Source organism: Pseudomonas sp. FR229a, assembly GCF_030209115.1.
GTDB classification, from domain to species: Bacteria; Pseudomonadota; Gammaproteobacteria; order Pseudomonadales; family Pseudomonadaceae; genus Aquipseudomonas; species Aquipseudomonas moraviensis_A.
The window spans coordinates 71,819-91,917 of sequence record NZ_JARVSP010000018.1 but is presented as its reverse complement, the minus strand read 5'-3'; the positions used below and the strand labels follow the sequence as shown (position 1 = coordinate 91,917).

Genomic DNA, 20,099 nt, shown 5'->3' with positions numbered 1-20,099 from the left:
GGAGGAAAAACATGACGCTTTCCCATCACGTCGCGGTCATCACCAGCGATGAGCAAGCCCTGATCGTCGCCAGCGACCTGGCCGAAGACTTCAAGCGCGACAGTGCCCTGCGCGACCGCGAACGCCGCCTGCCATTGGTGGAGCTCGAAGTGTTTTCCCGCTCCGGTTTGTGGGGCATCAGCGTGCCGAAAGAATACGGCGGCGCTGGCGTATCCAACGTCACCCTGGCCACAGTCATCGCGCTGATCGCCCAGGCCGACGGCTCGCTGGGACAGATTCCGCAGAACCATTTCTACGCGCTGGAAGTGCTGCGCGTGAATGGCAGCGACGAACAGAAACAGCGCCTGTACGCCGAGGTACTCGCCGGGCAACGCTTCGGCAATGCCTTGGCAGAACTGGGCACCAAAACCGCACACGACCGCGTCACGCGCCTCACCCGCGACGGCGAGGGTTATCGCATCAACGGTCGCAAGTTCTACTCGACCGGGGCGATTTACGCGCAGCGCATACCGACGTCGGTAGTCGATGAAAACGGCGTGCAGCAACTGGCCTTCGTCCCGCGTGAGAGCAAAGGCCTGACGGTGATCGACGACTGGAGCGGCTTCGGCCAGCGCACCACCGGCAGCGGTTCGGTAGTGTTCGAAGATGTGTATGTGGCGGCTGAAGACGTGCTGCCGTTCCAGAGCGCTTTCGAACGCCCGACCACGGTCGGCCCGCTGGCCCAGATTCTCCACGCCGCCATCGACACCGGTATTGCCCGCGCCGCTTACGAAGATGCCTTGCACTTCGTGCGCAGCAAGACCCGTCCGTGGATCGATTCCGGCAACGACAAAGCCACCGAAGATCCGCTGACGCTGAAGAGCTTCGGCCACTTGAGCATTCGTCTGCACGCCACCGAAGCCTTGCTCGAACGCGCCGGCGAATTCCTTGATGCCGCGCAAGCTGAAACCAATGCTGACACTGTCGCTGCCGCATCGATCGCGGTGGCTGAAGCACGCGCAATCAGCACGGAAATTTCCCTCGCCGCTGGCAGTACGCTGTTCGAACTCGCCGGCAGTCAGGCGACGCTGAGTGAGCACGGCCTCGATCGGCACTGGCGCAACGCTCGCGTGCACACCCTGCATGACCCAGTGCGCTGGAAATATCACGCGGTGGGCAATTACTACCTCAACGATGAAAAACCGCCGCTGCGGGGGACCATCTGATGGCCGCCGCGAAAAAGAAGATCCTGCTCAATGCGTTCAACATGAACTGCATCGGCCATATCAATCATGGCCTGTGGACGCATCCGCGCGACACCTCGACCCGCTACAACACCATCGAGTACTGGACCGAACTGGCGCAGTTGTTGGAGCGCGGATTATTCGATGGCTTGTTCATCGCTGACATCGTCGGCGTCTACGACGTCTACCAGAACTCGGTCGACGTGACGCTGAAAGAGTCGATCCAGTTGCCGGTCAACGATCCGCTGCTATTGGTTTCGGCGATGGCCGCTGTCACCAAAAACCTCGGCTTCGGCCTGACCGCCAATCTCACTTACGAACCGCCGTATCTGTTCGCCCGACGCATGTCCACGCTCGATCATCTGAGTCGCGGCCGGGTCGGCTGGAACATCGTCACCGGTTACCTGGACAGCGCTGCCAAAGCCATGGGTCTGCGCGAACAGGTCGAACACGACCGTCGCTATGACCAGGCCGAAGAATATCTGCAGGTGTTGTACAAACTCTGGGAAGGCAGCTGGGAAAACGGCGCGGTGCTCAATGACCGGGAGCAGCGCATCTACGCCAACCCGCAAAAAGTGCACAAGGTCGAGCACAGGGGCGAGTTCTATCAGGTCGAGGGCTATCACCTCTGCGAACCTTCACCGCAGCGCACGCCAGTGCTGTTTCAGGCTGGCAGCTCCGATCGCGGATTGCTCTTCGCCGGGCGGCACGCCGAGTGCGTGTTCATCAGCGGTCAGAACAAACCGTCGACCAGGGTGCAGGTCGATAAAGTCCGCGCCAGCGCGGTCGAGGCCGGGCGCAATCCGCAAGACATCAAGGTGTTCATGGGCCTCAACGTCATTGTCGGTGCCACTGAAGAGGCGGCTTGGGCCAAGCATGCCGAGTACTTGAGTTACGCCAGTGCCGAGGCCGGCGTGGCGCACTTTTCCGCGTCCACCGGCATCGACTTTGCCCAATACGAAATCGACGAACCGATCCAGTACGTAAAGAGCAACGCGATTCAGTCGGCGACGAAAAATCTGCAGAACAACGACTGGACCCGACGCAAATTGCTCGAGCAACACGCCCTCGGAGGCCGCTACATCACCGTGGTCGGCTCGCCCGAGCAAGTGGCGGATGCGCTGGAATCGTGGATCGCCGAAACCGGGCTGGACGGTTTCAACCTGACCCGCATCGTCACCCCGGAAAGCTATGTCGATTTCATCGAACTGGTGATTCCCGAGTTGCAGCGGCGCGGCTCGTACAAGACCGCGTACGACGACGGCACCTTGCGCGAAAAGCTGTTTCACGGGGAGGCGCAGTTGCCTGAGCAACACACCGGTTCCGCGTTTCGCCGCTAAAAGCATCGCGAGCAGGCTCACTCCCACATTTGAAATGCGTACCCCTGTGGGAGCGAGCCTGCTCGCGAAGAGGCCCTCCCCGGCACAACAAATTCATGCACTGACTGGAAAAACCACCATGACCAAAAAAATCCTGACCCACACAGTCAAAGCACTGGCCCTGGCCTTCGGCCTGTTCAGCTCGGCGGTATTCGCTGGCGATGCGCCGCTAAAAGTCGGCACCACCGCCGCGTTTGCCATTCCGCTGGAAGCCGCCGTCGAAGAGGCCTCCAGGCAAGGCCTGAAAGTCGAGCTGGTGGAATTCACCGACTGGATCGCGCCCAACGTCAGCCTCGCCGCTGGTGATATCGACGTGAATTACTTCCAGCACATCCCGTTCCTGGAAAACGCCAAAGCCGCGTCCGGTTTCGATCTGGTGCCGTTCGCACCGGGGATCATCAACAACGTCGGCCTGTATTCGAAGAAATACAAAAGCTTCGATGACCTGCCCGAAGGCGCCAGCGTCGCCATCGCCAACGATCCGATCAACAGCGGTCGCGGGCTGCAATTGCTCGCCAAGGCCGGGTTGATCACCTTGAAACCGGGCGTCGGCTACAAGGCCACCGAGGACGACATCGTCGCCAACCCGAAGAAGATCAGGATCCTTCAGGTCGAAGCCGTGCAACTGGTGCGCGCGTATGACGACGCCGATCTGGTTCAGGGTTACCCGGCCTATATCCGACTGGCGAAGACCTTCGATGCCAGCTCGGCGCTGCTGTTCGACGGTCTCGATCACAAGGAATACGTGATCCAGTTCGTCATCCAGCCGAAGAGCAAAACCGACCCCCGCCTGATCAAGTTCGTCGACATCTATCAGCATTCGCCAGCCGTTCGCGCGGCGCTGGATAAAGCCCACGGCAAGCTCTATCAGGCCGGTTGGGAAAGCTGAACATGACTGCCGCGATCCAACGGCGACTGGAGCTTCCAGAGCCACACAATGCTGAACAAACCGAGCTGCACCCCGAGTTGAATCGCGCCCACGTACGCTTTATCGGCCTGGGCAAAACCTACAACGGCCGGCAAGGCCCGGTCGCGGCTTTGCAGGGCATCGACCTGGCAATCCAGCGCGGGGAAGTGTTCGGCATCATCGGCCGCAGCGGCGCCGGCAAGTCGTCGTTGATCCGTACGATCAATCGTCTTGAGCAACCGACATCGGGCCGCGTGCTGATCGATCAGGTGGATATCGGCGAGTTCGATGAAGACCGCCTCGTCGCCCTGCGCCGACGCATAGGCATGATCTTCCAGCATTTCAACCTGATGTCGGCCAAGACCGTCTGGCAGAACGTCGAGTTGCCGCTGAAAGTGGCCGGTGTGCCGAAGGCGCAACGCGAGAACAAGGTCCGCGAACTGCTCGAACTGGTCGGCCTGCAAGGCAAGCACAAGGCATACCCGGCGCAGCTTTCCGGCGGGCAGAAACAGCGCGTCGGCATCGCCCGCGCGCTGGTACATGACCCGGACATTCTGCTCTGCGATGAAGCGACGTCGGCCCTCGACCCGGAAACCACGCAGTCGATCCTCGGCCTGTTGCGCCAGATTAATAAACGCCTGGGCCTGACCATTGTGCTGATCACTCACGAGATGGCGGTGATCCGCGAGATTTGCGACCGCGTCGTCGTGCTCGAGCATGGCCATGTGGTCGAGCAAGGGCCGGTGTGGCAAGTGTTCGGCAATCCGCAACACGCAGTCAGCCAGACCCTGCTGGCGCCGCTGCAGCACGCCCTGCCGGAAGAATTGCAAAGCCGTTTGCAGGCGCAATCCACGGCTTCTGATGCGGCGGTGGTGTTGCGTTTGCAGTTCACCGGCAGTGCGGCAGACGAGCCGGATCTGGCCGCGTTATTCGCTGCATTGGGTGGCCGGGTGAAGCTGCTTCAGGGCGGTGTCGAACGGATCCAGGGGCATGCGCTGGGGCAGCTGTTGCTGGCCGTCAGCGGCTCGACTTTCAGCGCCGAACAATTGCGTGAACGCGCCGGACACTGGGCGCAACGGGTGGAGGTATTGGGTTATGTGGTTTGATCGCTTGCTGCAGGGTTTTATCGACACCTTTTTGATGGTCGGCGTGTCGTCGCTGATCGCGCTGCTGGTGGGCATTCCCATGGCGGTGATTCTGGTCACCAGCGACAAGGGCGGGATCTATCAAGCGCCGCTGCTGAACCGCGCCTTGGGCGCCTTCGTCAATCTGTTCCGCTCGATTCCATTCCTGATTCTGATGGTCGCCCTGATTCCATTCACCCGCCTGATCGTCGGCACCACATACGGTGTGTGGGCCGCTGTGGTTCCGCTGACCATTGCTGCGACGCCGTTCTTTGCGCGGATCGCCGAAGTGAGTCTGCGCGAGGTCGATCATGGCCTGATCGAAGCGGCACAGGCGATGGGCTGCCGACGCTGGCACATCGTCTGGCATGTACTGTTGCCCGAGGCGCTGCCCGGAATTGTCGGAGGGTTCACCATCACCCTGGTGACAATGATCAACTCCTCGGCGATGGCCGGTGCAATCGGTGCTGGCGGGTTGGGGGATATCGCTTACCGCTACGGCTATCAGCGCTTCGACAGTCAGATCATGTTGACGGTGATTGTCTTGCTGGTGGCGTTGGTGGCGCTGATTCAATTGGGTGGAGACAGGCTGGCGCGAGGGCTGAATAAGCGCTAAGGTCGATAGCGGCAGGTGGCCATCAACCGAGCCGATGTGATCGCACTATTTTGGGCAACGCCTGTAGTTAAAATCAGAAGCTTCCTACATGATTTTTATCGTTTCGCCAGCCCGAACCACGCGGGTTTGCAGGACGCTTCCTAGAATGATTTGCCCGCTTGTACCCGAAATATCCCGTAGCTAATCTCCGGTCGTCACTGTTTTGCGGTGACCGGATTCAGTTGTCCGGATTCGCTGGGCGTGCAGTCAGGCCTGACCTCGGCAGAGGCTTTAGCTGTCCGATGTTGGCTGTGCGCAGGGCACTTTCGGGTGCGCCGATAACCGGCGGCCGGCGACTGATCCGCGTGCAGCCGCCGCCCTGCTCGTTTAGTCGCGAAATGGTTGGCTCCCACTTGTAGTCAGGAGTTTACCCATGGAAAAAAATCTTGCCGATCCGCCACTCAGCCTTACCTCAAGCAAGCGGTTCACCGAGGATTTGCTCAAGGATCGCTCCGCATTGTGCCGCGCCGTCGACTCGCATCTGGCTGGCACACAGGTCACGTTGGCGGGACAGAAACGTGTCTACAGCATCAGCGAGGATGTGACGCTGGAGGATGCGCAGTTGTATGTCGCCGATCTGCTGCGCTGCGCTTCGGTGACCGTGCATCAATGCGGTGATCAGCTCGGGGGCGCGGATCGCGCCATGGTGTTCTCGGTCTGGCATCTGCTGGAAATGGCCAAAGCGATGATGGACCGTTCGATCGATTGTCTGGGAGCGAAGCAGCTCTGAAGCCTGGCACCCATCGCCGCCCGCACTGAAGCCAGCGCAGGCGGCGTTTTTTTGCCGGCAAAACAGCTTATAGTCCGCCCTCACATTGCCAATACAGCATCGATCATGAAAACGCCCAGCGACCTCGAACAGATCACCGCCACGACCCTTGGTCACTACAACTCGGTGGCCGAGGATTTCCGTGAGGGCACTCGCGACCACGATGTCAGCCAGAATATCGAAGCGCTGTTGCGCCACATTCAGGCGGAGCCGCCGTTGACCATTCTGGATTTCGGCTGCGGTCCGGGACGGGATTTGCAGACGTTCACGCGCATGGGCCACCACGCGATCGGCCTCGATGGCTCGCAGGAATTCGCGCGCATGGCCCGCGAGGACAGCGGTTGCGAAGTCTGGCAGCAAGACTTTCTGCAACTTGACCTGCCCGCCGCACGCTTCGACGGCATTTTCGCCAATGCCGTACTGTTTCATGTGCCGTTGCAGGTGTTGCCGCAGGTGCTGCGGCAATTGCACGACACCCTGAAACCGGGCGGTGTGTTGTTCAGCTCCAATCCGCGTGGCGACAACCGGGAGGGCTGGAACGGGCCGCGCTACGGCTCGTACCACGATCTCGAGGCCTGGCGCGGTTTGTTGACGGCGGCGGGGTTTGTCGAGCTTGAGCATTATTACCGGCCGGCCGGTTTGCCGCGCGAACAGCAGCCTTGGCTGGCGAGCGTGTGGCATAAATCTTCATAAACCGTTCTGACGCCATCGCGAGCAGGCTCACTCCTACAGGGGACGCATTTCAACTGTAGGAGTGAGCCTGCTCGCGATGAGTGCGCAGCACTCGCTTTTAAGCCGCGTCCTTCTGCGGTTCACGAATCTTGTACCAGGCCACATACAACGCCGGCAGGAACAGCAGCGTCAGCAATGTCGCCACGACGATGCCGCCAATCATCGCGTAGGCCATCGGCCCCCAGAACACTTCCCGCGCAATCGGGATCATGCCCATGCTCGCCGCTGCGGCGGTCAGCAGGATGGGGCGGCGTCGGTGTTCGGTGGCCTCGACCACCGCGTCCCACGGCGCGTAGCCCTTTTGCTCGAACTCATCGATCTGGGTCACCAGGATCACCGAGTTGCGGATGATGATGCCGATCAGCGCGAGAATCCCGAGGATCGCCACAAAGCCCATCGGCGTACCGGTCGGCACCAGCGCCAGCACTACGCCGATCAGCCCCAGCGGGGCGACACTGGCGACCAGGAACATCTTCTGCACGCTGTGCAACTGGATCATCAGGAACGTCGCCATGAGGAACAGCATCAGCGGCAGCACCTTGGCAATCGGCCCCTGGGCCTTGCCGCTTTCCTCGACCGTACCGCCGGTGGCGACCTTGTAGCCGACCGGCAATTTCGACGCAAAAGCGTCGATCGACGGCTTGAGCAATTTCACCAGATCGGTCGGCTGAATCTCGTCGCGCACCGAGGCCTTGATGGTAATGGTCGGCAAGCGATCACGACGCCACACCAGCGGCTGCTCCAGTTCATAGCGCACGGTGGCGAACGCCAGCAGCGGAATCGAGGTGCCGCTCGGCGTGACGATCTGCAGGTTCTGCAGGGTTTCCGGGGTACCGCGCTCGGAGTCGACCGCGCGACCGACCACGTTGATCAGGTAGATGTCGTCATCGACCTGGGTCAACGGCGAGCCGCTGACGATGCTGTTCATCAGGTTGGCGACGTCTTCGGACGACAGCCCGAGTTGCCGCGCCTTGTCCTGGGCGATGTCGATGCGCAGGACTTTGCCCGGTTCGTTCCAGTCGTAAATGATCTCGCCGATGTGCGGGTTCTTGTCCAGTTCGGTGGCCAGATCGATGGCGTGTTTGCGCACCTGATCGACGTCCTTGCCGCTGACCCGGTACTGGATCGGACGCCCCACTGGAGGCCCCATCTCCAGGGCCTGCACGTAGCTGCCGATGCCGACGAAGTCTTTGTGCAGGCGCTCGCGCAAGCGCTGGCTGAGGGCCTCGCGGGCCTCGAAATCCTTGCTGACGATCACCAGTTGCGCGTAGTACGGATTCTGCAATTGCTGATCGAGGGGCAGGTAGAAACGGATCGCGCCCTGACCGATGTAAGTGCTCCAGCGCACGATGTCCGGATCGCCCTTGAGCGTTGCTTCGAGCTTGTCCACCGCTTTGCGGGTTTCATCGATCGAGGCGTTTTGCGGCAGGTTCAGGTCGACGAGAATTTCCGGGCGGTCGGATGCCGGGAAAAACTGGTTCTGTACGAAGCGCATGCAGAACACTGCCAGCACGAACAACAGCACGGTGACGCCGATCGCCCACCAGCGATTGCGCATGGCCCACAACAGACCGCCGTTGAATGCCCGGCCGACGCGACCCGGCTCGGCATCATGGGCCTTCACCTTGTCGCTGAGGATGTGCACGCCAATCACCGGCGCAAAGAACACCGCCACCACCCACGAGACGATCATCGCTACCGCGATCACCGCGAACAGCGTGAACGTGTATTCACCGGCAGAGCTGGCGTTGAGGCCGATGGGCACGAAACCGGCGACGGTCACCAGCGTACCGGTGAGCATCGGGAACGCCGTCGAAGTGTAGGCGAAGGTCGCCGCCTGCTCTTTGCTCTCGCCCATTTCCAGACGCGTGACCATCATTTCCACGGTGATCATCGCATCGTCCACCAGCAGGCCAAGGGCAATGATCAGCGCGCCGAGGGAAATCCGCTGCATGGTGATGCCGCTGTATTCCATGAACACAAAAACCATCGCCAGCACCAGCGGAATCGAGCACGCCACCACCAGGCCGGCGCGCACGCCGAGGCTGATGAAGCTCACCACCAGCACGATGATGACCGCTTCGAACAGGGCGCTGGTGAAACCGCCAACGGCCTCTTCCACCACCACCGCCTGATCGGAAACCGTGTGCACGCCAACGCCGACCGGCAAGTCGGCGGTGAGCTGGTCGATGCGCTCGTGCAGCGCTTTACCGAACTCCTGAACGTTGCCGCCCTTCTGCATGGCAATCGCCAGGCCGATCGCCGGTTTGCCGTCGAAGCGGAATTCCGGCGTCGCCGGGTCGACGTAGCCACGGCTGATCTCGGCGATGTCGGCCAGACGATAGAAGCGATCATTGAGCTTGAGATTGACCTCGGCGAGGTCTTTTTCCGAAGCGAACTGGCCCGAGGTGCGTACGGAAATCCGCTCTGGCCCCGCCTCGATCACCCCGGCCGGGGTCACGGCGTTCTGCGATTGCAGGCTCTGCACCACCTGGCGCTGGTCGATACCCAGCGCTGCGAGTTTGCGCGTGGAGAAATTCAGGTAAATCGTTTCGTCCTGCTGGCCGACCATTTCGATCTTGCCCAGCCCAGGCACGTTGCGGATTTCGGCGCGCGCCTGTTCCACGTAATCGCGCAACTGACGCATGGTCAGGCCGTCGGCGGTGAAGGCGTAGACCGAGCCGTACACGTCACCGAATTCATCATTGAATCCCGGGCCCTGAATGCCCTGGGGGAACTGGCCGCGAATGTCGTCGATCTTCTTGCGCACCTGGTACCAGATTTCCGGGATGTCCTTGGCACTGGTGGTGTCACGCAGGTACACGTACACCGTCGATTCGCCGGGGCGCGTGTAGCTTTTCACGTAGTCGAGGGAATCGAGCTCCTCAAGTTTTTTCTCGATGCGGTCGGTGACCTGCTTGAGGGTTTCTTCCTGGGTCGCGCCCGGCCATTTGGTCTGGATCACCATGGTCTTGATGGTGAATGACGGGTCTTCTTCGCGCCCCAGATTGAAGTACGAGAACACTCCCATCAGCAGCCCGACGAACATCAGGTACCACACGAAAGACTGGTGCTTGAGGGCCCATTCGGAGAGGTTGAAAGAGCCTTTCATTGACTGTCCTCGTCAAGTTTTACCGATTGTCCGGGTTTGAGACTGTTGACGCCGGCGCTGACCACGCGCTCGCCGTTTTGCACACCGCCGGCCAGCACCACGCTGTTGTCACCACGGCTGACCACGCTGACCTCACGCGGGTTGACGGTTTTGTTTTGCGTGTCGATCACCCAGATCCGGGTTTTGCCATCGACTTCCTGCAAGGCCGTGAGCGGCAGTTCGATCCGCGGCTTGATCGCCGAGCTGAGGGTCACGCTGATCGCGGTGCCGAGGCGGAAACCGTCCGGCGTATCCGACAACGTCAGACGGGCGCGACGGGTGCGCGTAGCGCTTTGTGCCTGGGGCTCGATCTCGCGGATGATCGCCGTGGTGTTGATGCTCGGGTCCAGTTGCGCGGCCACCGAGAACACCACGTCGCTGGGCAACTGATCGACCAGCGTATCGGGCAGGTCGATCACCGCTTCCTTGATGTCCGGTTGCGCCAGCGTCACCACTTGTTGCCCGGCGGTCACCACCTGCCCGGCCTCGGCGTTCCACGCGGTGACCACGGCTTTGTGATCGGAGCGCAGCTCGGTGTAGCTCAACTGGTCCTTGCTCTGGCTGACCGCTGCGCGTGCCTGATCGAGCGAGGCCTGGGTGGTTTTCAGGTCGGTGTTGGCGACGTCCAGTTGCGCCTGCGCACCGACGCCGCGATCGAACAGCGCTTGCTGACGACGTGCGTTGGCCTGAGCGTTGATCAGTTGCGCCTGGATCCTCGCCAGATCGCCTTGGGCCGAACGCAACTGATTCTGCTGGTCGGACGGGTCGAGGGTGGCGAGCAAAGTGCCCTTCTGCACCTCGGCGCCGACATCGACGTTACGCCGGGCGATCCGGCCGCCGACGCGGAAACCGGTGTTGCTCTCGTAGCGCGCCTGAATACTGCCGGCAAAGCGCCCGAGGCTTTCTTCGTTCAGCGCTTTGACCGTGACCGACAGCACCGGGCGTACCGGTTCCGGTGGTTTTTCCTTTTCCGAGCAGGCGCCCAGCAGCAGCGCCATGCACAACAGGCCGAGACGCTTCATGGCTGCGCTCCCGGTTGCAGATCCTTGTAGGTGTTTTCGGCAATCTCGACTTTCATGCCGGGGTGCAGCAACTGGCCGCCGGCGACGATGACTTTCTCGCCGCCCTTGAGGCCTTCGCTGATGATCACTTTGCCGGTCAGGTAACGACCGACGGTGACCGTATGCAACTGCGCTTCGCCCTTGTCATCGACCAGCCATACCGCCGGGTCGCTGATGTTTTTCGTCAACGCCGACCATGGCAGTTCCACCGCCGATTTGCCGGTGCCTTTGGCGGTGGCGCTCACCACCGAACCGAGCTGCATGCCCGGCGGCAGTTTGTCGAGGCTGACCTTGACCTGCACGGTGCCCGACTGCGCCGATACCGAGGGGGTGATTTCGCGCACGGTGCCGGTGGTTTTGATTTCGGGGTTGTCGAGCAGGCTGACCACGATCGAACGATCGGACGGCCGCTCGGCCAGCAGCGATTCGTAGACATTGAACACTGCGTCGCGGTCGCCATCGCGGGCAAGGCTGAAAATCGGTGCGGTGGCCTGTACCACTTGGCCGACTTCAGCCTGGCGCTCGGTGATCACGCCCGGTGCATCGGCGATCAGCGAGGTATAGCTGAGCTGATCCCTGGCGTTGGCCAACTGCGCCTGCGCCGCGCTCAATGCGCTCTGGCTGCTGCGCAGCGCCGCTTGCGCCGAATCGTATTCGCTCTGACTGGTGTAGCCCTTGGGCAGGAGTTTTTGCTGACGGACGAAGGCCGCCGCGGCTTGCTTGACGCGGGCCTGTTCGGCGACGACTTGGGCCTGAGCGGAATCGACGTTGGTCTGCAGATCTTTCGGATCGAGCTTGGCCAGTACCTGTTTGGCCGTGACCCGGTCGCCGACATCGACCATGCGCTGAATGATCTTGCCGCCGACGCGGAACGACAGCTGCGTCTGCACCCGCGCCTGCACATCACCGGTGAGGGTCACCGCTGCGGCGTAGTTGGCCGGTTCGACCGCTTGCACAAAGACCCGTGGCAGGTATTCCTGAGCAGGTTTCTTGTCGCCGCAAGCGGTGAGCAAAGTGAACAGACTCAGCATGACCGCTGTTTTCATTCCGGGACTTGCCATGCAGACTCCTTCCTGTGTACGAACGTGCAAGTGACGATACGACTGTGAGCTTAGAACAGGGTTCAACGTTCGCCTGAGCGATCACAACATTTCCGTGCAGGAGCTGCCGAAGGCTGCGATCTTTGCTTTTTCAAGATCAAAAGATCGCAGCCTGCGGCAGCTCCTCCAAGGGCCGCCCGAAGAGAAGGAATTCCATGCTTCATACCCTGGCCGTGGCCAATTACCGCTCGATCAACAAACTGGTGATTCCGCTCGGGCGCCTGAACCTCATTACGGGACCCAATGGCAGCGGCAAGTCCAACCTCTATCGCGCCCTGCGCCTGCTGGCGGAAACCGCGCAGGGCGGCGTGGTCAATGCGCTCGCGCGTGAGGGCGGGCTGGAATCGACGTTCTGGGCCGGGCCGGAAACCATCAGCCGGCGCATGCGCAACGGTGAGGTGGCGATCGAGGCGACGGTGCGCCAGGGCGTGAAACGGTTGCGCCTGGGATTTGCCGGCAAGGATTTCAGTTACGCCATTGGCCTGGGCCTGCCGGAGCCGAGCCGTTCGTGTTTTTCGCTCGATCCGGAAATCAAACGTGAATGCATCTGGGCCGGCCCGGTGTTTCGCCCGGCGAGCCTGCTGGTCGACCGCAACGGCCCGATGATTCGCGCCCGCGAAGGTCGTACCTGGGATGTGCTGGCGCAACACACGCCGCACTTCGACAGCCTGTTCGATCAGGTCGGCAATCTGCGCAGCTCGCCGGAAGTATTCCAGATGCGCGAGTTCATCCGCCGCTGGCGCTTCTATGATCACTTTCGCAGCGATGCCGACGCGCCGGTGCGTCAGCCGCAATTGGGCACGCGCACGCCAGTGTTGCACCACGACGGTCGCGATCTGGCGGCAGCCTTGCAGACGATTATCGAAATCGGCGACCCGCAGGCGTTAAGCGCGGCGATCAGCGATGCGTTTCCCGGCGCGCGACTGAACATCGCGCCGTTGGCCGGTGGCCGTTTCGCCATCGAGTTTTATCAGGAAGGCTTGCTGCGGCCGTTGTCAGCGGCAGAGCTGTCGGACGGGACCTTGCGCTATCTGCTGTTGGTCGCGGCACTGTTGACCCCACGACCGCCATCGCTGATGGTGCTCAACGAACCGGAAACCAGCCTGCATCCGGACCTGCTGCCGGCGCTGGCGCGACTGATCATCTGCGCTTCAGAGCAATGCCAGGTGTGGGTGGTGTCCCACGCGCGGCGGCTGATCTCGGCATTGCAGGAAGATCCGCAGTGCAATTGCATCGTGCTGGAGAAGACGCTGGGGCAGACCGGAATTGTCGGCCAGCGGGTGCTGGATGAGCCAGCGTGGCACTGGCCGGATTGAGCGGTGCCAGCGAAAAGCCCCTCACCCTGACCCTCTCCCAGAGGGAGAGGGGACTGATCGAGTTGTTTGCGAGAATTGCGTCGACCTGAAATTGCTTCTGTGAATTCATAATCGACTCGGTTTGTCAGGTCGATTCTGATGCAAGACAACTCGGTCGGCTCCCTCTCCCTCGGGAGAGGGCTGGGGTGAGGGGCAAGCCTCACCGCCGATCCAACAGGCAATCACCCCTGCCACTTGCCCCCTTCAACAATCACACTCTCAGGCCGGGTGTCATCGCTCAGCTCTTTACGCACATATTGGTCATAGAGCTTGAGCAGGTATTTCTCCTCGCCCAGTTTGGCCAGCTCGCTGTTGACCCAGTCACGTAACTCCAGATTGCCCTTCTTCACGGCCGGCGCAATCGGCGCCTCGGCGCCCAGTTTTTCCTCGAGCACGCGATAGCCGGGATTCTGTTTGGCCCAGCTGAACAGCACCAGATTATCCTGCGCGTAGGCATCGCCACGGCCATTGGCCAAGGCTTGCAGCGACTCGGAGTTCTTCTCGAACTTGAGCAGTTTCCAGTCCGGGTGGTTCTTGGTCAGCCAGATATCAGCGGTGGTGCCGGTGGTGACAATCGTGGTGCGCGTCGCCAGATCATCGAGCTTTTTCACCGAACTGCCCTGCGGCACCAGCGCCTGCACGGCCACCTTGAGGTTCGGGTTGGTGAATTCCACCGCTTCCTTGCGCTCCGGGGTGACGGTCATGTTGGCGAGGATCAGGTCGACCTTGTCGCTTTGCAGAAACGGAATGCGGCTGGCCGGCTCGACGGCAACAAACTCGACCTTGTTTTCATCGCCGAGCAGATCCTTGGCGAAGCGCCGGCCGATGTCGGTGTCGAAGCCGACGTAGCGCCCCGCCTCATCGACGAAGCCGAACGGTGGTTTGTCGGTAAATACACCGACGATCAATTTGTCGCGGGCCTTGATCTTGTCCAGATAACCGGCAGGCGCGGCGCTTTCGCTGGCGACCTTCGGCTTTGGCGGCTCTTCGGTTTTGCCGCAAGCGGCAAGCAAGGCGAGGCTGAGCAGAGGCATTAACAGAGCGGCAGTTTTCATAGCGGTTCCAGTTCCTTTGTCGGATTCGTTTCTGGCAGTGTGGCAACGAAGGAGAACTTCTCCAGAAACTGCTGCGCGCGTGCGGTTTGCGGGTTCGTAAAGAAAATCTCGGGTGGGGACTGTTCAAGGATGCGCCCGGCATCCATGAACACGATGCGGTCGGCCACCGCGCGGGCGAAGGCCATTTCGTGGGTGACGATCAACAGGGTCATGCCTTCGCGGGCCAGGCCCTGAATGACCTGCAGCACTTCCTTGACCATTTCCGGGTCGAGGGCGGCGGTGACTTCGTCGAAGAGCATGACCCGTGGGTTCATGCACAGCGACCGGACGATGGCGATGCGTTGCTGCTGGCCGCCGGAGAGCTGGCGCGGGAAAGCATCGCGCTTGTCCAGCAGACCGACGCGCTCAAGCAAGGCTTCGGCCTGCTGTTGCGCTTCGCGGCGCTGGCGCTTCTGCACCTTGAGCGGGCCGAGCAGCAGGTTGTCGAGCACGTTCATGTGCGGGAACAGGTGATAACTCTGGAACACCATGCCGATCTGCTGACGGATTTCGCGCCAGTCAGTGGCTTTGTCCAGCAGCTCCCGGCCGACGAATTTCAGGCTGCCGCTGTGCGCCTCTTCCAGACCATTGAGGCAACGCAGCAAGGTGCTTTTGCCGCAACCGCTGGGGCCAAGAATGACGATCACTTCGCCGCTCTGCACTTGCAGGTCGATGCCGTTGAGCACCTGCTGCTCGCCATAGAATTTGTTGAAGCCGTGAAACTCGATCAGTGCGCTCATGCTTGCGTCCAGCGCCGTTCCAGCACGCGTGAGGCGGCCGAGAGCGGGTAGCAGATGAAAAAGAAAAACAGGAACAGCGCGCCGTAGATCAGTACCGATTCGTAAGTGCGCTCGATGATCTGTTGGCCGACCTTGATCACATCGACGACGCCAATGAGCACCGCCAGCGAACTGGTCTTGATGATCCGCGTGTAGACGTTGATGGTCGGCGGCGTCATGCGCTTGAGTGCTTGCGGCAGCAGTACGTAGCCATACAGTTGCGCAGCATTCAGACCGATCGACAGCCCCGCTTCGCGCTGCCCGCGCGGTAACGAATGCAGCGCACCGCGCGCCACTTCGCCGACCTCGCTGGCGCCCCACAGCGACAGCACCAGCACCGCGCACCAGAAGCTCGGCAGGCTCAGGCCGAAGAAAATCGGCAAACCGAAGAACAGCAGATACAACCAGACCAGCACCGGGATCGCCCGGAACAACTCCAGATAGATGCGCAAAATCGCGTTCAGCCACGTTACGTTCAATGTGCGCAGCACACCGTAGAGCAAGCCGCCGACCGTACTGATGGCGATGCTCAGAAACGAGATCGACAGGGTTTGCCCGGCGCCCCTGGCCAGTTGTGGCAACGACACCCAGAGCAGTTCAAGACCCGAACTGGCCATGCTGGAGCCTCCTTTCCAGACGGCTGAGCAACAGCGACAGCGGCAGGAACAGCAGCACGCAGATCAGCGTCAGCACGGCGAGCATTTCGTAGGTTTTGTAGTAGAGCGCGATGTAGCTCTTGGTGGTGTAGAGGATTTCCGGCACCGCCACCGCCGAGACCACGGTGGTTTCCTTGAGCAGGAAAATGAAATTGGCGAACAGCGACGGTAGGCTGAGGATCCCTGCCTGCGGCAGGATCACATAGCGCAGCAACTGGCCGTGGGACAGGCCGATCGACCGCCCGGATTCCAGTTGCGCCTGGGGCACCGCATCGACGCCGGCGCGCAGCACTTCGGTGAGGTAGGCACCGCCAAGGAAAGTCATGGTGATGATTGCCGCAGTGAAACCGGAAACCTGGATTCCCACTGCCGGCAAAGCGAAGTAGATGAAGAACAGCTGGATCAACAGCGGCGTGTTACGCGCCAGCTCTACATAGAGGCCGACCAGTTTTCCCAGGTAAGGCGTGCGGAACACCAGAATCGTCGCGTTGAGCAGCGCCACCAGCAGCGAAGTGCCGATCGCGATCAATCCGACCTGCAGCGTCACACCGACGGCCTTGAGAAAGGCCGGCAGGGTGCTGAGGATAAAGGCGTAGTCGAAAGTCATGAAGCGTCCTGACGCCGCTCGGTAAGCGGCGGTGATGCAATCCATGGACGGCGGGTGGCTGTCCGGCAGGCACTGACTTTATAGGTATAAAAACAAGAATTTAAATACCGTTAAAGCATATTGATATCACTCAAAAAACTATCTTGTGGGTTTGCCGGGAAAGAATAAGAAGGCTATTTTTCTTTGCGCTGTAGGACGGATCTTTTTTTCACGAAAGACCTCCAAGGACGAACAGCTTTTGGCCAGACTCTCCGGCCCATTCACCACAAGGAAGAACAACATGGACGTAAAAGTGCCGCAGCGGCTGGATCCGCAGGACATTGTGAAATTGCTGGTGGCGTTGAGACGGGCGTTGAAGACCACAGCGTAAATCAAAAGCCCCTCACCCCAGCCCTCCCCCGAGGGAGAGGGCTGGGGTGAGGGGCTTTTGTCGTACATCGACCTGAAGGACCGAGTCGATTATGGATTCAGCGACGCGCGATCAGGTCGGCGGACCTCTACAGCATCCCCCATTCAGCCCCTTCTCCCTCCGGGAGAGGGTTAGGGTGAGGGGCTTTTCAACGCACACACAAAAACGCCGATGCCCATCACTGGCCATCGGCGTTTTCACGTCTGAAGCGGATTCACTCAAGCGTCAGATCAGAACGCCGGCAACACCGCGCCGCTGTACTTCTTCTCGATGAAGGCTTTGACTTCCGGGCTGGTCAGGGCCTTGGCCAGTTTCTGGATCGCGTCGCTGTTCTTGTTGTCCTCACGGGCCACCAGGAAGTTCACGTACGGCGAGTCAGCGCCTTCGATCACCAGCGCATCCTTGGTCGGGTTCAGCTTGGCTTCCAGGGCGTAGTTGGTGTTGATCATGTCCAGATCAACTTCTTTCAGTACGCGTGGCAGCAGGGCCGATTCCAGTTCCTTGAACTTGAAGTTGTGCGGGTTCTTGGCAATGTCCTTCGGCGTCGCCAAGGCGTTTTTCGGGTCTTTCAGTTCGATCAGGCCAGCCTTCTGCAGCAGGATCAGGGCACGGCCGCTGTTGCTGCCTTCGTTCGGGATGGCGATGGTGGCGCCGTCCGGCAGTTCAGCCAGGGTCTTGTACTTGCTCGAGTAGCCACCGAACGGTTCAACGTGCACACCCTGCACGGTCACCAGGTACTTGGATTTGTCGTCCTTGTATTTGCCCTGGTTGAAGCTGTTCAGGTACGGCAGGGTCTGGAAGTAGTTGGCGTCCAGACGCTTCTCGCCAACCTGTACGTTCGGTTGCACGTAGTCGGTGAAAACCTTGATTTCCAGATCCACGCCTTCTTTGGCCAGGGTCGGCTTGATCAGCTCGAGGATTTCAGCGTGTGGCACCGGCGTTGCGGCAACCACCAGTTTCTCGCCGGCGTTGGCGAAAGAAGCCGTGAGCGCAGCCGCCAATGCGGTAAACAACAGAACCTTTTTCATGCAGTGTCCTTATCGAAAATCACGGTCGTCATCGACGACGGCATTAATACGTGTGCCAGTGAAGTGATATCGCTGGCGTGAGGCGGACAATACCCGGATTTTTTATTCCCGGACAATAACGTTTATTCAGCTTCATATTCCATTTTGTTCATACAGCTCTACCTCAACTGTAGGAGCTGCCGAAGGCTGCGATCTTTTGATTTTCAAGGCTTTGAGACAGCTGAAGATCAAAAGATCGCAGCGTGCCGCAGCTCCTACAGGAGTTTGACGTTCGCCAGAAGTTGCTTCAGCGCGGCTTGGTCAGCGGTGGAGCCGGTGGTCAGGATCTGTTTGATCTGGCTTTCGATCTGCGTCAGCACCGGCGGCAGGTTCAGATGCTCCGGCAGAATCTCGTCACCTGTGCTGACCAGCAGGGCGAAGTGAATGACGTTTTCCAGTTCGCGGGTGTTGCCCGGCCAGCTGTGTTGTTCGAGCACGTGCTGCGCCGCCTCGCTGATCAGCGGCACCGGCAGGTCGAGACGCTGGCTGTAGATGCCGAGGAAATACTCGGCGAGCGAGAGGATGTCGCCGGTGCGCGCGCGCAATGCCGGCAGCTCCAGATGACCCTCGCTGAGGTAGTGATAGAGCCGCTCGTGGAATTTTCCGGCGTCCACGGCCTGGGCCAGATCAATACTGGTCGCGGCGACCAGGCGCACATCCACCGGGCTCGGCTGATGCGCACCGACGCGGGTGACTTCGTGGTTTTCCAGGGCCGCGAGCAACTTGATCTGGATCGGCAGTGGCAGGTCGCCGATCTCATCCAGGTACAAGGTGCCGCCATTGGCCGAACCGAACCAGCCGGCGCGGCTGCTGGCTGCGCCGCTGTAGCTGCCGGCAGCGTAGCCGAACAGTTCGGCATCGGCGTAGGTCGGGCTGATCGCACCGCAATTCACCGAAACGAACAGACCGCTGCGGTCGCTGGCGCGATGGATGTGCCGGGCCAGCAGCTCTTTACCGGTGCCGGTCTCGCCGCGGATCAACACCGAGATCGAACGTGGTGCCAGTTGTTCGAGTTCTTCACGCAATTGCCGCGAGCGCGGATCGACAAACACCAGCGCTTTGGCGCGAATGCTCAGGGGGCTTTTTTCCGCATCGGGAAAGGTCAGCAAGGGCTGACCGAAGGTTTCGAAACTCATGGCAGGCTCCCGCCCAAAACCGCCAGCCGACGGGGGCGTTGAAAAATAAGGTCAGGCGCGACGGCGGGCGTGGTGTTCAAGGCGGTTTTGCAGGCGATAGAGATAGGCAAAACCCTGCTCCCAACGCTGATGCCCGGACTTGATGTTGATGTGCCCGGCTCCGGCGAGAATCCCCGCCTCCGCACCCCAATTGCGCGCCAGCTCCAAAGCGCGCGGCGCACTGACGGCGGCGTCGTTGTCGGAGCTGACGACCTGGCTGGGGAACGGCAACAGATCCGTCGGGATCGGCGCGAAGTTGCGCAGTGCCGGCGCGCAGGCAGGACGCTCGACATCGGCCGGCGCGACCAGCAACGCCCCGCGCACCTGACGCAGGTATTGCAGCGGCGCAGTCGCCGCCCAGTGGGCAACCGTGATGCAGCCGAGGCTGTGAGCAATCAAAATCACCGGCGTGCTGTCGGCGGCAACCGCTTCGGCCAGCGCGGCGACCCAGTCCTCACGGCGCGGTGTCAGCCAATCGGCCTGTTCGACCCGCGCACTGTTCGGCAGGCTGTTCTGCCAATGGCTTTGCCAATGATCTTCTGGCGATCCTTGCCAGCCCGGCACAATCAGGTAACGGATTGATTCGTTGCGCATGGGGAGCTCTCCTGCGTCGTGTCTGTTCTGGGTCGAGTATAGGGAGAGGAGTTATATTCGTTAAGGAATAAGAAGCTATTTATTAAGACCCATAATGCATATGTCGCATAAAGTCTGTGGGAGCGAGCCTGCTCGCGAATACGGTGCATCAGTCGACGAAGATGTTGTGGCGAATGGCGCCTCCGCGAGCAGGCTCGCTCCCACATTGGAGAGTGTCGTGGGCAAAAAATGGATAAAAAAAGGGCCGCACCCTGCCAAGGAA

At 60.7% G+C, this 20,099-nt stretch carries 18 protein-coding genes; 8 read left to right on the top strand and 10 right to left on the bottom strand.

The window, feature by feature from the left end; translation table 11 throughout:
• The first annotated feature begins 11 nt into the window (after window positions 1-11).
• The 7 genes from QRN33_RS14720 to QRN33_RS14690 all read left to right on the top strand — a co-directional run bounded on the left by QRN33_RS14720 (window position 12) and on the right by QRN33_RS14690 (window position 6,750).
• Window positions 12-1,205 (top strand): SfnB family sulfur acquisition oxidoreductase, encoded by a 1,194-nt coding sequence (locus QRN33_RS14720; RefSeq protein ID WP_285409162.1) that lies wholly within the window; start codon window positions 12-14, stop codon window positions 1,203-1,205.
• Window positions 1,205-2,563 (top strand): LLM class flavin-dependent oxidoreductase, encoded by a 1,359-nt coding sequence (locus tag QRN33_RS14715; RefSeq protein ID WP_285409161.1) that lies wholly within the window; start codon window positions 1,205-1,207, stop codon window positions 2,561-2,563. The genes QRN33_RS14720 and QRN33_RS14715 overlap by 1 nt, the downstream gene beginning before the upstream one ends.
• 118 nt (window positions 2,564-2,681) lie before the next feature.
• Window positions 2,682-3,491 (top strand): MetQ/NlpA family ABC transporter substrate-binding protein, encoded by an 810-nt coding sequence (locus tag QRN33_RS14710; RefSeq protein ID WP_285409160.1) that lies wholly within the window; start codon window positions 2,682-2,684, stop codon window positions 3,489-3,491.
• Window positions 3,492-3,493: 2 nt separating this feature from the next.
• Window positions 3,494-4,615: a methionine ABC transporter ATP-binding protein gene (locus QRN33_RS14705; RefSeq protein ID WP_064361606.1), complete on the top strand. Its 1,122-nt coding sequence runs from the start codon at window positions 3,494-3,496 to the stop codon at window positions 4,613-4,615.
• Window positions 4,605-5,249: a methionine ABC transporter permease gene (locus QRN33_RS14700; protein ID WP_064361607.1), complete on the top strand. Its 645-nt coding sequence runs from the start codon at window positions 4,605-4,607 to the stop codon at window positions 5,247-5,249. Before QRN33_RS14705 ends, QRN33_RS14700 begins: the two co-directional genes overlap by 11 nt.
• Before the next feature lie 412 nt (window positions 5,250-5,661).
• Window positions 5,662-6,018, top strand: coding sequence for a DUF6124 family protein (locus QRN33_RS14695; RefSeq protein ID WP_042608557.1), 357 nt, complete (start codon window positions 5,662-5,664; stop codon window positions 6,016-6,018).
• Between the two features lie 102 nt (window positions 6,019-6,120).
• Complete coding sequence (locus QRN33_RS14690) at window positions 6,121-6,750, top strand: class I SAM-dependent methyltransferase (protein ID WP_173867422.1); 630 nt, start codon at window positions 6,121-6,123, stop codon at window positions 6,748-6,750.
• Between the two features lie 97 nt (window positions 6,751-6,847).
• On the opposite strand, the gene QRN33_RS14685 is transcribed toward QRN33_RS14690, so the two are convergent.
• Genes QRN33_RS14685 through QRN33_RS14675 form a run of 3 tightly spaced genes read right to left on the bottom strand, consistent with a single transcriptional unit; the run spans window position 6,848 to window position 12,062 of the window.
• Entirely contained in the window at window positions 6,848-9,901 is a 3,054-nt protein-coding gene (locus tag QRN33_RS14685; protein WP_042608555.1) for an efflux RND transporter permease subunit, read from the bottom strand.
• A complete protein-coding gene (locus tag QRN33_RS14680; protein WP_064361609.1) occupies window positions 9,898-10,962 on the bottom strand; it encodes an efflux RND transporter periplasmic adaptor subunit in 1,065 nt (354 codons plus the stop codon). The genes QRN33_RS14685 and QRN33_RS14680 overlap by 4 nt, the downstream gene beginning before the upstream one ends.
• Window positions 10,959-12,062 (bottom strand): efflux RND transporter periplasmic adaptor subunit, encoded by a 1,104-nt coding sequence (locus tag QRN33_RS14675; protein ID WP_064361610.1) that lies wholly within the window; start codon window positions 12,060-12,062, stop codon window positions 10,959-10,961. Before QRN33_RS14675 ends, QRN33_RS14680 begins: the two co-directional genes overlap by 4 nt.
• Before the next feature lie 194 nt (window positions 12,063-12,256).
• Between QRN33_RS14675 and QRN33_RS14670 the strand changes: the two genes are divergently transcribed.
• Window positions 12,257-13,417: an AAA family ATPase gene (locus tag QRN33_RS14670; protein ID WP_285409159.1), complete on the top strand. Its 1,161-nt coding sequence runs from the start codon at window positions 12,257-12,259 to the stop codon at window positions 13,415-13,417.
• 221 nt (window positions 13,418-13,638) lie between these two features.
• Here QRN33_RS14670 and QRN33_RS14665 read toward each other — a convergent pair whose 3' ends face one another.
• The 7 genes from QRN33_RS14665 to QRN33_RS14635 all read right to left on the bottom strand — a co-directional run bounded on the left by QRN33_RS14665 (window position 13,639) and on the right by QRN33_RS14635 (window position 19,837).
• Window positions 13,639-14,511 (bottom strand): transporter substrate-binding domain-containing protein, encoded by an 873-nt coding sequence (locus QRN33_RS14665; RefSeq protein WP_285409158.1) that lies wholly within the window; start codon window positions 14,509-14,511, stop codon window positions 13,639-13,641.
• Entirely contained in the window at window positions 14,508-15,290 is a 783-nt protein-coding gene (locus QRN33_RS14660; protein WP_042608550.1) for an amino acid ABC transporter ATP-binding protein, read from the bottom strand. Before QRN33_RS14660 ends, QRN33_RS14665 begins: the two co-directional genes overlap by 4 nt.
• Window positions 15,287-15,946, bottom strand: coding sequence for an amino acid ABC transporter permease (locus QRN33_RS14655; RefSeq protein ID WP_065615348.1), 660 nt, complete (start codon window positions 15,944-15,946; stop codon window positions 15,287-15,289). Before QRN33_RS14655 ends, QRN33_RS14660 begins: the two co-directional genes overlap by 4 nt.
• Window positions 15,927-16,592, bottom strand: a complete 666-nt coding sequence (locus QRN33_RS14650; RefSeq protein WP_285409156.1) for an amino acid ABC transporter permease — start codon at window positions 16,590-16,592, stop codon at window positions 15,927-15,929. The genes QRN33_RS14655 and QRN33_RS14650 overlap by 20 nt, the downstream gene beginning before the upstream one ends.
• Before the next feature lie 639 nt (window positions 16,593-17,231).
• Window positions 17,232-18,029 (bottom strand): MetQ/NlpA family ABC transporter substrate-binding protein, encoded by a 798-nt coding sequence (locus QRN33_RS14645; RefSeq protein WP_042608547.1) that lies wholly within the window; start codon window positions 18,027-18,029, stop codon window positions 17,232-17,234.
• A gap of 254 nt (window positions 18,030-18,283) precedes the next feature.
• Entirely contained in the window at window positions 18,284-19,204 is a 921-nt protein-coding gene (locus tag QRN33_RS14640) for a sigma 54-interacting transcriptional regulator (RefSeq protein ID WP_285409154.1), read from the bottom strand.
• Between the two features lie 51 nt (window positions 19,205-19,255).
• The gene (locus QRN33_RS14635; protein WP_285409153.1) at window positions 19,256-19,837 is read right to left on the bottom strand and encodes an alpha/beta hydrolase; all 582 of its coding nucleotides are present in this window, start codon (window positions 19,835-19,837) and stop codon (window positions 19,256-19,258) included.
• Window positions 19,838-20,099: the final 262 nt, after the last annotated feature.

Coding starts and splice junctions, on each gene's coding strand:
- QRN33_RS14695 (WP_042608557.1), top strand. CDS start 5,662: ATGGAAAAAAATCTTGCCGATCCGCCACTCAGCCTTACCTCAAGCAAG.
- QRN33_RS14680 (WP_064361609.1), bottom strand. CDS start 10,962: ATGAAGCGTCTCGGCCTGTTGTGCATGGCGCTGCTGCTGGGCGCCTGC.
- QRN33_RS14660 (WP_042608550.1), bottom strand. CDS start 15,290: ATGAGCGCACTGATCGAGTTTCACGGCTTCAACAAATTCTATGGCGAG.
- QRN33_RS14715 (WP_285409161.1), top strand. CDS start 1,205: ATGGCCGCCGCGAAAAAGAAGATCCTGCTCAATGCGTTCAACATGAAC.
- QRN33_RS14640 (WP_285409154.1), bottom strand. CDS start 19,204: ATGAGTTTCGAAACCTTCGGTCAGCCCTTGCTGACCTTTCCCGATGCG.
- QRN33_RS14635 (WP_285409153.1), bottom strand. CDS start 19,837: ATGCGCAACGAATCAATCCGTTACCTGATTGTGCCGGGCTGGCAAGGA.
- QRN33_RS14710 (WP_285409160.1), top strand. CDS start 2,682: ATGACCAAAAAAATCCTGACCCACACAGTCAAAGCACTGGCCCTGGCC.
- QRN33_RS14665 (WP_285409158.1), bottom strand. CDS start 14,511: ATGAAAACTGCCGCTCTGTTAATGCCTCTGCTCAGCCTCGCCTTGCTT.
- QRN33_RS14700 (WP_064361607.1), top strand. CDS start 4,605: ATGTGGTTTGATCGCTTGCTGCAGGGTTTTATCGACACCTTTTTGATG.
- QRN33_RS14675 (WP_064361610.1), bottom strand. CDS start 12,062: ATGGCAAGTCCCGGAATGAAAACAGCGGTCATGCTGAGTCTGTTCACT.
- QRN33_RS14650 (WP_285409156.1), bottom strand. CDS start 16,592: ATGACTTTCGACTACGCCTTTATCCTCAGCACCCTGCCGGCCTTTCTC.
- QRN33_RS14685 (WP_042608555.1), bottom strand. CDS start 9,901: ATGAAAGGCTCTTTCAACCTCTCCGAATGGGCCCTCAAGCACCAGTCT.
- QRN33_RS14720 (WP_285409162.1), top strand. CDS start 12: ATGACGCTTTCCCATCACGTCGCGGTCATCACCAGCGATGAGCAAGCC.
- QRN33_RS14655 (WP_065615348.1), bottom strand. CDS start 15,946: ATGGCCAGTTCGGGTCTTGAACTGCTCTGGGTGTCGTTGCCACAACTG.
- QRN33_RS14670 (WP_285409159.1), top strand. CDS start 12,257: ATGCTTCATACCCTGGCCGTGGCCAATTACCGCTCGATCAACAAACTG.
- QRN33_RS14645 (WP_042608547.1), bottom strand. CDS start 18,029: ATGAAAAAGGTTCTGTTGTTTACCGCATTGGCGGCTGCGCTCACGGCT.
- QRN33_RS14705 (WP_064361606.1), top strand. CDS start 3,494: ATGACTGCCGCGATCCAACGGCGACTGGAGCTTCCAGAGCCACACAAT.